Raw genomic sequence first — 14,442 nt, forward strand, 5'->3', positions numbered from 1 at the left:
CAAAGTATACAAAATAAATGTATACTTTGTTTTTTTATACAAAAATATGTTTGTTTTATTAAAATAATATTGTCATAGATTCGGTATACATTTATAATTTTTATATATTCTGAATATTCTTGATAAAAAGGAGGGGGAATATTGGAAGCTTTCGTAAATTGGTTAAATAATATTGTTTGGAGTCCAGCACTTGTTTATTTATGTTTAGGAGTAGGTTTATATTTTTCTATTCGAACGAGGTTTTTACAAGTAAGGCACGTAGGAGAAATGGTGAAGCTGACATTTCAAGGAGAAAAATCAGAGGCTGGTGTTTCTTCATTCCAAGCGTTAGCACTTTCGTTATCAGGGCGCGTTGGGACAGGGAATATCGCCGGGGTAGCAACAGCGGTTGCCTTCGGTGGACCAGGAGCTGTATTTTGGATGTGGGCAGTAGCCTTTTTAGGAGCAGGATCAGCTTATGTAGAATCAACACTCGCGCAAATATATAAGACGAAACACCAAGGACAGTTTCGCGGTGGACCTGCTTATTACATTGAAAAAGGTTTAGGTGTGAAATGGTATGCTTTAGTATTCGTTGCAGCTACAATTCTTGCAACGGGGCTTTTACTACCAGGTGTGCAGGCTAATAGTATTGCTGTAAGTTTAGAAACGGCTTTTGGGATTAACACTACTGTATCAGGGGCTTTATTAGTTGTTGTATTAGCTCTTATTATCTTTGGTGGGGTAAAGCGAATTGTTAATGTGGCGCAAGTTGTCGTACCGTTTATGGCTGTTGGCTATATTTTAGTAGCTTGCGTCATTGTTGCTATGAATATTGAAAAATTACCAGAAGCATTTATGTTAATTATAAGAAGCGCGTTTGCATTAGAAGCTGCTTTCGGTGGTATTATCGGTTTGGCAATCTCTTGGGGAGTAAAGCGTGGTATTTATTCCAATGAAGCAGGGCAAGGAACTGGACCACATGCAGCAGCAGCAGCTGAAGTATCACATCCAGCTAAACAAGGTTTAGTGCAAGCATTTTCCGTTTACATTGATACATTATTTGTTTGTTCAGCAACAGCATTTATGATGATTATTACAGGCATGTATAACGTATTTGATGCAAGCGGAAAAAACTTTATCGTTAATAAATTAAATGGTGCTCAGCCAGGACCAGGGTATACACAGGCGGCGGTAGAATCTGTTTTCCCTGGATTTGGAAACGGTTTCGTTGCAATCTCGTTATTATTCTTCGCGTTTACAACAATTATGGCATATTACTACATTGCAGAAACGAATATCGCGTACTTAAATCGAGATAAAGACCGTCCTTGGTTGTCTATGGTACTAAAATTTGTCTTTTTAGGAGCTGTATTCTACGGCTGTATCAAAACAGCAGCAACGGCGTGGGCTTTAGGTGATATCGGTGTAGGAATTATGGCATGGGTAAATATCATTGCGATTTTACTATTACAAAAACCTGCATTAGTCGCATTAAAGGATTATGAAAAGCAGAAAAAAGAAGGAAAAGATCCAGTATTCGATCCAGGACCATTAGGCATTAAAAATGCTGATTTCTGGGAGCATGAATACGGAAAAGATAAGAAAGAAGAAGTATCTTAATAGAATAGGAATGAAAAAGCAAAGGGAAAATCCCTTTGCTTTTTTTATGGACAAAATGAAGCTGGAAGTTATTTTTTTGCCTATTTTTGAATATAAAAAGAATGTACATGCTTTGTTAGTGGAAGGGGGGAGTATGTTGATAGAGTTTCGTAATGTAAATAAATATTATGGCAATTTTCAAGTTTTAAAAGACATTAATGTGCAAGTGAAAAAAGGTGAAGTGGTAGTAGTTGTTGGGCCTTCAGGATCAGGAAAAAGCACGTTACTTCGGTGTATAAATCAATTAGAGACAATTACAGATGGAGAGTTAATTGTACAAAATACGGAGGTACACAATGTCAAAACAGATATGAATAAATTACGCCGCAATATTGGGATGGTCTTTCAACATTTTTATTTATATCCACATAAAACGGTTCTTCAAAATATTACACTAGCACCTATTAAAGTAAATAAAGTTTCAAAAGAAGAAGCTGAGAAAACAGCGATGTTTTATTTAGAGAAAGTAGGAATTCCGGAGAAGGCCAATGTATACCCACACCAATTATCGGGGGGACAACAGCAAAGGGTAGCAATTGCTAGAGGACTCGCGATGCAGCCTGAAATTATGCTATTTGATGAGCCTACGTCTGCTCTTGATCCAGAGATGATCGGGGAAGTACTTGATGTTATGAAAACGCTAGCTAAAGAAGGGATGACGATGGTCGTTGTCACACATGAGATGGGATTTGCACGAGAGGTAGCAGATCGGATTTTATTTATGGATGATGGCAAGATCATTGAGGATACAACACCGGCGCAATTTTTTGCGAGTCCTGAACAAGAAAGAGCGCGTCTATTTTTAAGCCGAGTGTTAAATCATTAAAGGAGGAATTTCATGTTTAAAATGAAAAAGTTGCTTACCGTAATCGTATTTTCATGTTTATTCGTACTTGTCGTTGCTGGGTGCGGAAGTAAAACAGATGAGGCAAAAGAAACGAATACGAAGCAAGGCGGGGCCATTGAGCAAATTAAAAAGCGCGGGAAACTAGTAGTTGGGGTGAAGAATGATACGAATTTATTTGGATTGAAAAATCCTTCAACAGGGCAGGTAGAAGGATTCGATGTTGATGTTGCGAAGGCACTTGCGAAAAAGATTCTCGGAGATGAAAAGAAGCTAGAATTAAAAGAAGTAACGTCTAAAACACGTATTCCAATGCTGAAAAATGGTGATATTGATGCAATTATTGCAACAATGACAATTACGGAAGAACGTAAAAAAGAAGTTGATTTTTCAGATGTATATTTTAAAGCGGGGCAATCGTTACTTGTGAAAAAAGGGAGCGATATTAAAAGTATTGATGATGTGAAAAAAGGCGTGAAGGTGTTAGCTGTAAAAGGTTCAACATCTACAAATAACATTCGTCAAAAGTCACCAGAAGCGACTGTATTAGAATTTGAAAATTATAGTGAGGCATTTACAGCGTTAAAAGCAGGGAAAGGTGATGTGTTAACGACAGATAATGCGATCCTTTACGGAATGGCAAAACAAGATTCTAATTATGAAGTAGTAGGAAAAATTTTCACAGATGAACCGTACGGAATTGCAGTGCAAAAAGGGGCAGATGATTTAACGAAAGAGATTAATACTTTAATTAAAGACATGAAAGCAAGCGGGGAGTATGACAAATTATATGAGAAGTGGATTGGACAAAAACCAGAAAAGTAGATAGTAAAAGTGAGAGGATGAGAGTACTCATCCTCTTCTTGTAAAGAAAGAGGGGAGAATATGTGCCTGATTTTTCTATATTAACGAATAACATTGATATGTATTTAGAAGGGTTTAAATATACAGTTATGTCTAGTGTAATTGCATTAATAGGCAGTTTTATTTTAGGAGTAATTTTGGCAGTAATGCGTATTGCACCGATTCGTATTTTAAACTGGGTAGGATCAGCTTTTGTGGAGTTTGTAAGAAATATTCCACTCGTATTAATTGCATTTATATTCTATTTCGCTTTACCTGTAATAGGAGTTACTTTAAATGGTTTTGTAGCAGGAACAGTTACGCTTACGGTATATACTGCAGCGTTTATTGCCGAGGTTATTCGCGCTGGTATTTTATCAGTCGCGAAAGGTCAAATGGAAGCAGCGCGTTCCTCAGGATTGACTTATACGCAAGCGATGTACCATGTCGTTTTACCTCAAGCGATGAAAATCGTAATCCCTCCTCTAGGAAATCAATTTCTTAATTTAGTAAAAAACTCTTCCATACTCGGAATTATCGCTGGTGCTGATTTAATGTATCAAGGAGATTTAATTTCAACGAAGACGTTTGTTACGTTTGATGTTTATATATTTGTCGGGATGTTTTATTTAATATTAACAATTCCGCTCAGTATGCTAGTGCGTTATTTAGAAAAACGCTTGGCAAAGGAGGCGGTGTAAATGGATTTTAAGGGAGCTATAACAGGGGATCATATCCTCTTTTTATTAAAAGGATTACTCATAACGTTAGAGGTAGCGCTTGTAGCGATTGTACTTAGCTTTATTATTGGGAGTGTAATAGGGATATTGCGCTACATGAAAATACCTGTCGTCTCACAAATATTAGGAATTATCGTTGAAGTGATTCGAAATTTACCACTACTTTTAATTATATTTTTCACTTATTTTGCACTTCCAGAAGCAGGATTGAAATTAGAAATTATAACAGCTGTAATTGTTGCGTTAACAATATTTGAAGCGGCAATGATATCTGAAATTGTTCGAAGTGGTCTATTATCTATTGAAAAAGGACAGATTGAAGCCGCAAGATCTTCAGGATTAACGTATGTTCAAGCGCTTTGGCATATCATTTTACCACAAGCATTAAGAAGAATGGTCCCGCCGCTTGTTAGTCAGTTTATTTCATTGCTGAAAGATACAGCATTAGCAGTTGTTATATCACTGCCAGAGCTTATGCATAATGCTCAAATTATTAGCGGACAGAATGTGAATTATATGATTCCAACGTTTATAGTAGTAGCTTGTATGTACTTTATCGTAAATTATAGTTTATCAATTTTATCGAGAAGATTAGAACTTCGTTAACCTTTACAATATATGTAAAGGTTTTTTCCTTGTTTAACCTTATTTTCCTCTAATTAGAATCTAAATCTCGTGATAATTCAATTTTTTATATTATTTTATCAGAAAAGTTTTAATTTTATATAGAAATTGTAATCGCTTTCGTGTATATTTTTATTATCAGAAAATTTTAACAAGATATAGGGGTATCGGTAGGGGGAGGATTTAGATGCAGCAACCAACGAATGAGAAATTACATCGTACGATGAAGAGTAGACATTTATTTATGATCGCACTTGGTGGTGTAATCGGGACAGGTTTTTTCTTAGGTTCAGGTTACACCATTAATCAGGCTGGACCAGGGGGAGCCATCCTTTCATATTTAGTGGGCGGATTTATTATGTATTTAACAATGCTTTGTCTTGGAGAATTAACGGTAGCGATGCCGGTTTCAGGATCTTTCCAAAAGTATGCGACGAAGTTTATTGGACCAGGAACTGGCTTTATGATTGGCTGGTTATACTGGCTTGGCTGGGCTGTAACAGTAGGACTAGAATTAACGTCAATCGGTTTAATGATGAAAAGATGGTTTCCGAATGTTGATGTTTGGGTATGGTGTCTTGTATTCGGCGTTATTTTATATGCTTCAAACGCAATTTCGGCGAAAAGTTATGCTGAATTAGAATTTTGGTTCTCTAGTATTAAAGTAGTTACAATTCTTGCATTTGTTGTTCTTGGTGGTAGTGCATTGCTAGGATTTTTACCATACGATGGAAAAGAAGCGGCACCTCTTTTCTCTAACTTTGTAAGCGATGGCGGGTTATTCCCCAATGGATTAGCTGCCGTATTACTTACAATGATTACAGTTAACTTCTCATTCCAAGGAACAGAGTTAATCGGAATTGCAGCGGGAGAAAGTGAAAATCCAGAAAAAACAATTCCACGTGCGATCCGTAATACAGTATGGCGCATTATGTTATTCTTCATTTTAACAATGACAATTTTAGTAGGATTAATTTCTTGGAAAGAAGCAGGCGTAATTGAAAGTCCATTCGTAGTCGTATTTGATAAAATCGGTATTCCATACGCAGCTGATATTATGAACTTCGTTATTATTACAGCGTTACTATCTGTAGCGAATTCAGGATTATATGCGGCAACTCGTATATTATGGTCACTTGCAAATGAAGGAATGGCACCAACTTCCTTCCAGAAAGTAAATAAGCGTGGTATTCCAATTACAGCGCTAGTCGTAACGATTGCTGTAGCTGGTCTTTCTTTATTCACAAGCTTCCTTGCAGAAGATACAGTATACATGTATTTATTATCTATAGCTGGTTTATCAGCTGTATCAAGTTGGATCATTATTGCTCTATCGCAACTACGCTTTAGAAGCCAGTATATAAAAGGCGGAGGAAAGTTAGAGGACTTAAAGTATAGAACACCGTTATATCCAATTGTTCCTATTTTAGCTTTAATTACAAATAGTATCGTTGTTATTAGTTTAGCGTTTATTCCAGAACAAAGAATGGCGTTATACTGTGGTATTCCATTTATCATTTTCTGCTATATATATTATTATATGAGTAAGAAACGGCAGAAACCGATGAAAGTGGAGATGGAAAAAACAAATGAAACTAATAATCAAACACCATGATATAGAGGCAGATTTATCGTATGGTCAATTAGCGATTGGAAAAGAAAACGGATATTCACCGTTACAATTACTCGTTTCCTCTATCGCAGGGTGTAGTGCAATTGTCTTTCGAACAATTTTAGAAAAGAAACGTATTCCATACGATACGTTTACAATTGAAACGGAAATTGGTAGAAGTGAAGCTTTATCAAAACCAGTTGAAAGTGTTCATTTGCACTATAAAATTAAAGCACAAAACATTACAGAGGAGCAGTTGGACAAGGCGTTGCAACTTGCAGTGAAAAATTGCACGATTGTTCAATCTGTAAAAGATAGTATAAAAGTTACGGAAACAATTGAACTAATAAAGTGAAATATAAAAACGTGAGAATACGGTTCTCACGTTTTTATGTTTTAGAGAGAGGGGAAAGTGTAATGGATTGTTTAGGTTGTAAATTAGCAAACGAATAAGAAAAAATATATAAAGTATATGAAGATGAATATGTAACATGCTTTTTAGATCATGAACCTTTTTATCCAGGCCATACTTTAATTGTGCCGAAGCAGCATGTTGTAGAAGTAGACGAATTAGATGACGTTGTAGCGAAATCGATTATGGATGCTTCTAAGATTATTGTAAAAGCGATTAAGGCATTATATAAACCAGATGGAATTACAATTTGTCAAAATAGTGGAATCTTTAACGAGTTAACACATTACCATATGCATGTGGTACCAAGATATAAAGAGCGCTCATTTGCTGAGTTTTATACGGTGCAACCGGGGGAAAAGAAGAATCATAACTTTGAAGAGACAAGAAATTTGTTAAAAGAAGCGATAGAGCAAATACGGCTTACTGAAAAGGCATAAGAGGGATGTTCTTAATGGAACAGTGAGGAAAATTCTAATAAACAAAAGCCCAATTTCTTAGTTACAATAGAGAAATTGGGCTTTTGTTTATTCTATTATTAAATTTTATCTATAAAAAGATTTTGCAGTGTCACAAAGTATATCGTTCATTCGTTATATAGAGTGAGAGGAGGAATTATATGAAAGTTACAAACAACGATTACGAAAAGATGGAAGAGCTATACGAGTTGTACGAACAAAAAGTTTATTATGTAGCGTATTCTATTTTAAATAATATTCAGCAGGCTGAAGATGCAGTTCAAGAGACGTTTATTACTCTTTATAAGAACTTGGAAAATCTCCATAGCTTGAACATGCAAGAGCTTAAACGCTACATTTTGAGGGTCGCGAAAAATAAGGCGATTGATAGCTACCGGAAAAATAAACGACATGAAACATTTTTAGAAGAATATCAAAGAGAATCAATAGAAGCAGTAGATGAAAATATTGAAGAGTGGGAAAAACGTAAAATGTCTGAGGTTCAAATTGATACATTGCTAAAAGAGTTAAATGAATCTAACAGACAGGTGTTTAAGTACAAAGTCTTCTATAACTTAACGTATCAAGAAATTTCAAGTGTAATGGGGATTACGGAGGCTAATGTCCGCAAGCAGTTTGAACGCGCTCGAAAACGAGTCCAAAATATGATAGGAGGTATACAACATGACGAATTCAAAGAACTCCAAAGAAATGTATGAACTTGCTGAAAAAATTGCTTTAGATGATTTTGATAAACTCGAAGAACGACATGAATTTTCACATACATATACACGTAAAAAGAAATTGTTTATGGAGGAAATGAAGCTGAAAGATGGACAACCGCAGAAAAAGCGTAAAAGACATCGTATGTTAATCGCTGCTGCTTGCTTATTGATTGGTATGCCGACAACCGTTTTTGGTGCAGTAAAAGTCTACAATATGATTGTCCAAAAACAAAATTACGAAGTAAATGTTTCAGTAACAAATAAGGATCCGAAAAAGAGTAATAAGTGGTATAAGTTGAAGGTTGGTAAATTGCCAGAAAATATGGAAGCAATTGATGATAGTGCTATGAAATATTCATTTAAAGATAACGACGTAATGGGTGGTTTTTCATTTGCTCTTTGGAGAATAGGAGAAAATGCAGATTTTCAAACTTTGTATTCAAAAAGCTATGAAGAAAAAGAGATAAATGGTAGGAAAGCAGTAATTGTTCATAAAGAAACTGGAAACAACAATGTAATGTTTGATAGGAAGGTCTTTCTCTTTTTTGAGAAAGAAGGGATTATGTTAGAAAGTTTTATTGGGTCAGATATAAACGAAGAACAAATGATAGATGTGTTAGGGAATATTTCACTTGAGCTTACTTCAAAAGAAAAGGCATCATATATAACGGATTATGATAAAAAGTATTTTAGCGAAGCAGATGAACCTAAAAAAACTAAGGTGATTCCTTTGAAAAAAGATAGCAAACGACTATTTCATATAGGGCAAAAGGTTCCAGTAACGATATCTATGGATAACAGCCAAATTGAATATGTGATAGAAAAAGTTGAAGTCTTTGATTCAATCAAAGATTTTAAACAAGAGAACTTTTATGAAATGGGCTTAGGAATACTAAGCAGGAATCAGGCTTTGGATCAAGCTGGACGATTGATACCATATAGAAGGGATAAATATAAAATTGGAAATGGTAAAGATTCAATTGATCAATTAGTAGAGTCAAAATTAGTTCATCCTAAATTTATTTATCTAACAACAACAGTGAAAAATATAGGTAAGCAGGCGACAGAAGAAATTTATATGCATCCATCTATAAAACTGCTTAAATCTAAAGCTAATGCATGGAACTACGCTAAAGAAGATGGAATTGCCGAGAAAAATATTATGACGGGCGAAGTTGATTATTTAGAGCCTCACGGAGATGGGAAAAGTTTCTACAATATTGGCAGTATTCGACCAGGAGAAACGGTAAAAGTTAACTTAGGTTATTTTGTAGATGAAGATAAACTAGATTCAATCTTTTTGGATGCTTTCAATTACAGAGGGATTGGTGACACTGAAAACATGAATTCGAAAAATCGTTGGTGGTTTGATATTCGTCAATAGTAAAACAGTAGGAACAAATACACTAAAAGCTGCTTACATTTAGCAGCTTTTTTCGTCTTCATACATATGTAAAACTTCTTTCGCACGAATACGCAAACCATCTATTAGTTCTTTCGGTTCTAAAACTCGTGCATCTTTTCCAAGCCTATAAAATAAAGGCGTAATAAAATTGATTTCTCCTTTATCAATTGTTGAATGTATATATCCTGTCCCGTCTTCGTTTATTACCACGAATTCTTCAAGGTAAGGCACGCTTTTACATTGGCGCACACCTTCTGTTGTCAGTAAAACATGTAACTGAATAGGACTGTATACTACGTTAGAGTTAGAGGTAAACCACTCTTCTAAATTCATGAATGTATCCTTATTTTCTTCCATTGATAATATGGAAAGAATACGATCGACGCGATACAGTAATACTTTTTTTCTACTAAAATCATAGGAGGGCAAATACCATAAACCGTCGTGAGCATATACACCGATCGGATGAACATGCTTTGTTTTTATCCCCGATTTAGATTCGTATTGGAAGTGTAAATTTTTATTTTCGATAGCCGCTGTTAACACTTCGTTTAAAAGAGGTGTATCAATTGTTCTTTTCGGATTCCAAAAAGCGATATAAGAACGTATTGTATCAACTTTCGCTTTCGCATCATCTTGTAGAGAACCATACAGTTTATGAGTAACAGAATTGATTTCGGTATTAAAAGGTAAGTCTCGGTAGTAGCTTAAAGACTGAAAAGCAAAAAAGATGGAGACTGCTTCTTCTTCCGTAAATAAAATAGGGGGAATAACTCTATTCGTTAATACTTTATAGCCGCCGTTACGACCTTGCTCAGCATAAATGGGTAATCCCATATCACTTAAATCTAAAATGTATCTATGGACAGTACGAACGGAAATATTAAATTCATCAGCTATTTCTTGAGCTGTAAATGTCTTTTTGGCAGAAGCAAATATAAGAATATCTAATAAGCGTTTAGCTTTTGACAAATGTATCACCTTTTTTCTTTTTAACATGACATAAATTGTCATGTTTTACTGTTAGTATATTGTTTACATCATATGTTATCAAGATGAGATGCAAGGAGGAAAAGATATGTCACGTGAAATAGTTTTATTTATTGCAGCTAGTTTGGATGGATATATTGCGAAAGAAGATGATGATTTACAGTGGTTAATGGAAACGGAAGGAGAGGGAGATAACGGTTATACAGAAATGTATGAAACGATTGATACAATAATCATGGGAAAAAGAACGTACGATTATGTAGTAGAGCATACGGAAACATTCCCGTACTTAGACAAAAAATGTTATGTTTTTTCTAATTCAGAAAAAGGCACGAACGGACATGTAGAGTTTGTAAATGAAGATGTAGTGGAGTTTACAAAAAGGTTAAAAGCACAAGAAGGATCTAAAATATGGATGGTCGGTGGAGGAAGTCTATTAAGAGAGTTCTTTAAAAATAATCTAATTGATGAATATATCGTTACGATTACACCGCATATATTAGGTTCTGGAGTTCCGTTATTTCAAGACAAGAACCCGGAAATCAATTTAACTTTAACGGATACGAAACGTTTTGGGCAATTTGTAAATTTATATTATAAAGTAAAATCTTAAAGGATAAACAAACACGACTACTGATAGTAGCCGTGTTTGTTTATAGATGGTAATGAAATGGTGAAAAAAGACCCATGATCAACTTCACTTGTGACTGTAATATTCCCGCCGTGTAGTTCTACAATTTCCTTCACGATAGAGAGTCCTAAGCCAGTTCCACCTGTAGCGCGTGTTCTTGCTTTATCGACGCGGTAAAAGCGGTCGAAAATGTGAGGAAGGTCTTCAGGCGGAATCCCTTCGCCTTCATCTTCAATTGTAATGGAGATACGTTTATTTTCTTCTATAACAGAGATGTGGATATGAGAATATTCTTTTGAGTGTCTATAAGCGTTATTCAAAATGTTCACTATAACTTGTTCAAATCGCTGCTCATCTAAGCTTACTAGCAGTGTGGAAGGGCAAGAGAAAGAAACTTTAATGTATTTTTCTTTATATATGGCATTTACTTTTTCGGTTATACGAGTAAGGAAGGTGTGTAAATGTACTTCTTTTACTTGAATAGAAAAGTTATGTTGTTCCATTTGTGCAAGTGAAAATAAATCTTGAACTAAGTTTGTAATGTAATCAGACTCATCTTTTATAATAGATAAATATCGCAAACGTTGCTCGGGAGATGTGCTTTCTTTTAAAGCGATATCAGCGTAACCTCTTACGTATGTTAACGGTGTTCGTAATTCATGAGCAACACTCGCTAGAAATTCACTTCGCTCTGTTTTCATATAATGTAAATCATTAGCAAGCGTTTGAATAGACGATGCTAGTTCACCAATTTCGTCATTTCGACTAGTTGTTAATGAAACAGATAAATCGCCTTTGCTCATTTTTTCAGTGGCATGTTTCATGTGTAACAATGGTTTTGTTAACAACCGTGATAAGAGAAAGATGGTGATGGCTGTTAATAGAAAAGTAATGACTCCGGCAATAATGAATTGTCTCGTTAGCCCATTCACCATTTCTTCTATTGATGCTGTTCCGAGAAACATATATACATAGCCTTCTGTTTTTCCTGTGACTATAATTGGACTAACTGTACATATATAATTAGATGTTTTCCAATGATTCTCTATAATTGCTCCGTCATGATCTGTCCGTGTTTGCATCTTTTCAATATGCTTTTTTATAGTAGTATTTATTTCATTGGATTTAGCTAGTATATCCTTATTTGCATTTGTAATAACAACAGTGGTTTCGGCTTCGGATTCCATTAGTGCAACATGGGAGATTGTTTGCTTATCAAAATACTTTTCAAGGACATCTCTGTGACTATTTCCGCGCTTTAATAAAGCTGTCATTTCTTCATTTACTCTATTGTTGACAAGGCTATAATAAAGCGAGACAAATAGAACACTTTCGATTAAAAGTGTAACAATCAAAAAATAAAATCCGAGCTGAATAGAAATTCGCTTCATTGCTTTGCTCCTTAATCTAGAGTATCAATCCATCGATATCCGACGCCATAAACTGTTTTTAAATGGTGATCGATAGGGAAATTTACTTTTCGTAATTTATCACGCAAATTACGAATATGTGAATCGACAGTTCTATCTTCTGTATTTGTATTTAATCCCCAAATTCGTTCAATGAGCTGATCACGGCTTAATACGTAGTTCACATGGCGTAAAAATAATCCGAGCAAAGAAAATTCGATTGGAGTGAGAAGAAGTTCTTCATCATGGACAGACACAAAATGTTTTGCCTCATCCCATAAAATGCCGTGATATTCGATTTGCGCATCTTGATTCGTACGCCGTAAAACAGCTTCAATTCTTGCGAAAAGTTCCTCCTCATGGAAAGGTTTCGTTACGTAATCATCGGCTCCGATTTTTAATCCTTGGACGACATCTACTGTTTGATCACGCGCGGTAACCATAATAATAGGAACGTTACTAAATGAACGGATTTTTTTGCACGTTTCCCATCCGTCCATCTTTGGCATCATAATATCGAGTAAAATAAATTTAAAGTTTTGATTTTCTATATGTGAAATAGCTTCTTCTCCGGATTGTGCACATATGCAATTATATCCAATTGGAGTAAGGTAAAGTGTTAATAATTCAAGCATTCTCGGTTCATCGTCTACGAGCAGTATATCAATCATAGAGAGCCCTCCATAGTTATAATCGTTACTTAAAGTTTAATGCAAAATCATGAAGAAATGGTGCAGATTATAATTCATCTGCATAATTTCTTCAGAATTGCTTGTTATTGTAAAGTTGAAATTCCATTTTAGATAATCATATTGGCTCGAAAATGATTCATACGGAGGCGGTATAGTGAAAAAGATGACCCGGGTTTTTGGGATAACAATAATTACAGCAGTTGGTCTTGCAGCATGTGGACAAACGAATACAGATCATAAAAATCATGAATCTAAAGAAGAGAAGAAAACAGAGCAAAAGGAAATGAAAATGAAGCAGGAAGTAACTGCGCCGAAAGATATGAACGAAGGGGCATCGAATGATTTATTAACGACAAGTTTAAAAAATGTGACGAGGTTAAACACAAATGATCCATTGCAAATGGCTGTATTAACTTCACAAACGATATGGCCAGCAACTCATAAGGAGAATCAGCCAGGCGCTGTTATTTTAGTGCCAGTGAGCGAGTGGCAATTAGGGATTGCAAGTGCGGATCTTATTCATCATCCGAATAACGGGCCGATCTTATTTATAGAAAAAGAAAAGGTACCTGAAATGACGTTAAAAGAAATAAAACGGCTAAATCCGCTCGGAACGAAAGATGGAACACAAATTATGATGATGGGGGATGTCGGTGCATCAATCCTGGAGCAATTAAAAGAGTATAAAGTAAAGCAAATAAAAGAAACGGATCCAGCTACATTTGCAAAAAATGTGGATAAAGAATATGCTGATATAACAGGAAGCTACCCAAATAGTGTTATTATCGGTTCGTCTGAAGAAGAAGGACGTTTATACACAACACCAGCTGTAAACTGGATTTCTCATATGCCAGAACCGCTTTTATATACAGGGAAAGATAAGGTGCCAGAAGCGACGATAGAGGCATTAAAGATGAGAAAAGATAAAGCGAATATATATGTATTAGGACCAGAAAAAATCGTTTCAAAAGAAGTAGAAAAAGAGTTAAGCAAATACGGGAAAGTAACGCGTATTAGTGGTGAGACTCCAACAGAAAATTCTATTGCATTTGCAAAATTTAAAGATGAGAAAACGAAATTTGGCTGGGGGTTCACAAAACCAGGCCACGGTTTATCATTTGTTTCAAGCAAAACACCAGACTTAGCAGTTGCAGGAGCACCATTTTCACATATGGGTAAACACGCACCTGTTGTAGTGTTAGAAGAAGGTAAAGCCTCACAACCAGTGTATGACTTCCTTGCTAGTATTCAACCGAATTTTAAAGATGACCCAACGATTGGACCGTATAATCACGGTTTCTTATTAGGAAGTACGAGTGATATTTCATTTGAAACACAAGGTATATTGGATGAGAGGTTAGAGATTGTACAAGAAAGTGGTCAAGGACACGGTGGACATTAATATAATGGACAAGG

General features: G+C 35.4%; 15 protein-coding genes. 12 read left to right on the forward strand and 3 right to left on the reverse strand.

The window, feature by feature from the left end; translation table 11 throughout:
- The first annotated feature begins 141 nt into the window (after positions 1-141).
- The 10 genes from V7S50_RS24345 to V7S50_RS24390 all read left to right on the forward strand — a co-directional run bounded on the left by V7S50_RS24345 (position 142) and on the right by V7S50_RS24390 (position 9,283).
- Positions 142-1,602, forward strand: a complete 1,461-nt coding sequence (locus V7S50_RS24345) for an alanine/glycine:cation symporter family protein (RefSeq protein WP_000387178.1) — start codon at positions 142-144, stop codon at positions 1,600-1,602.
- A 136-nt stretch (positions 1,603-1,738) separates the two neighbouring features.
- On the forward strand, positions 1,739-2,467 hold the full coding sequence (locus V7S50_RS24350; protein ID WP_162840220.1) for an amino acid ABC transporter ATP-binding protein: 729 nt from the start codon (positions 1,739-1,741) through the stop codon (positions 2,465-2,467).
- Positions 2,468-2,479: 12 nt separating this feature from the next.
- Positions 2,480-3,310, forward strand: coding sequence for a glutamine ABC transporter substrate-binding protein GlnH (gene glnH / locus V7S50_RS24355; protein WP_242255395.1), 831 nt, complete (start codon positions 2,480-2,482; stop codon positions 3,308-3,310).
- A 62-nt stretch (positions 3,311-3,372) separates the two neighbouring features.
- Positions 3,373-4,029: an amino acid ABC transporter permease gene (locus V7S50_RS24360; protein ID WP_242255393.1), complete on the forward strand. Its 657-nt coding sequence runs from the start codon at positions 3,373-3,375 to the stop codon at positions 4,027-4,029.
- Complete coding sequence (locus V7S50_RS24365) at positions 4,030-4,674, forward strand: amino acid ABC transporter permease (protein WP_063225139.1); 645 nt, start codon at positions 4,030-4,032, stop codon at positions 4,672-4,674.
- A gap of 205 nt (positions 4,675-4,879) precedes the next feature.
- On the forward strand, positions 4,880-6,307 hold the full coding sequence (locus V7S50_RS24370; protein WP_063225138.1) for an amino acid permease: 1,428 nt from the start codon (positions 4,880-4,882) through the stop codon (positions 6,305-6,307).
- Entirely contained in the window at positions 6,282-6,659 is a 378-nt protein-coding gene (locus V7S50_RS24375; protein ID WP_048525050.1) for an OsmC family protein, read from the forward strand. The genes V7S50_RS24370 and V7S50_RS24375 overlap by 26 nt, the downstream gene beginning before the upstream one ends.
- Positions 6,660-6,763: 104 nt before the next feature.
- Positions 6,764-7,156, forward strand: coding sequence for an HIT family protein (locus tag V7S50_RS24380; protein ID WP_242255532.1), 393 nt, complete (start codon positions 6,764-6,766; stop codon positions 7,154-7,156).
- Between the two features lie 179 nt (positions 7,157-7,335).
- On the forward strand, positions 7,336-7,893 hold the full coding sequence (locus V7S50_RS24385; RefSeq protein WP_242255390.1) for an RNA polymerase sigma factor: 558 nt from the start codon (positions 7,336-7,338) through the stop codon (positions 7,891-7,893).
- Positions 7,859-9,283 carry a DUF4367 domain-containing protein gene (locus V7S50_RS24390; protein ID WP_242255388.1) on the forward strand — a complete coding sequence of 475 codons (1,425 nt, stop codon included), beginning with the start codon at positions 7,859-7,861 and terminating at the stop codon, positions 9,281-9,283. Before V7S50_RS24385 ends, V7S50_RS24390 begins: the two co-directional genes overlap by 35 nt.
- Positions 9,284-9,322: 39 nt before the next feature.
- Here V7S50_RS24390 and V7S50_RS24395 read toward each other — a convergent pair whose 3' ends face one another.
- Positions 9,323-10,318: a helix-turn-helix transcriptional regulator gene (locus V7S50_RS24395; RefSeq protein ID WP_242255386.1), complete on the reverse strand. Its 996-nt coding sequence runs from the start codon at positions 10,316-10,318 to the stop codon at positions 9,323-9,325.
- 64 nt (positions 10,319-10,382) lie between these two features.
- Here V7S50_RS24395 and V7S50_RS24400 point away from each other — a divergent pair, with 64 nt between their 5' ends.
- Positions 10,383-10,907, forward strand: coding sequence for a dihydrofolate reductase family protein (locus tag V7S50_RS24400; RefSeq protein ID WP_242255384.1), 525 nt, complete (start codon positions 10,383-10,385; stop codon positions 10,905-10,907).
- A gap of 17 nt (positions 10,908-10,924) precedes the next feature.
- Here V7S50_RS24400 and V7S50_RS24405 read toward each other — a convergent pair whose 3' ends face one another.
- Complete coding sequence (locus V7S50_RS24405; protein ID WP_242255381.1) at positions 10,925-12,316, reverse strand: sensor histidine kinase; 1,392 nt, start codon at positions 12,314-12,316, stop codon at positions 10,925-10,927.
- A gap of 11 nt (positions 12,317-12,327) precedes the next feature.
- Entirely contained in the window at positions 12,328-13,005 is a 678-nt protein-coding gene (locus tag V7S50_RS24410; RefSeq protein ID WP_063225131.1) for a response regulator transcription factor, read from the reverse strand.
- Between the two features lie 175 nt (positions 13,006-13,180).
- On the opposite strand from V7S50_RS24410, the gene V7S50_RS24415 reads away from it, so the two are divergent.
- Positions 13,181-14,428 carry a cell wall-binding repeat-containing protein gene (locus V7S50_RS24415; protein ID WP_242255371.1) on the forward strand — a complete coding sequence of 416 codons (1,248 nt, stop codon included), beginning with the start codon at positions 13,181-13,183 and terminating at the stop codon, positions 14,426-14,428.
- Positions 14,429-14,442 lie beyond the last annotated feature (14 nt).

Origin of the sequence: Bacillus sp. CCNWLW194, assembly GCF_037120585.1 — a bacterium.
Lineage (GTDB): Bacteria > Bacillota > Bacilli > Bacillales > Bacillaceae_G > Bacillus_A > Bacillus_A basilensis.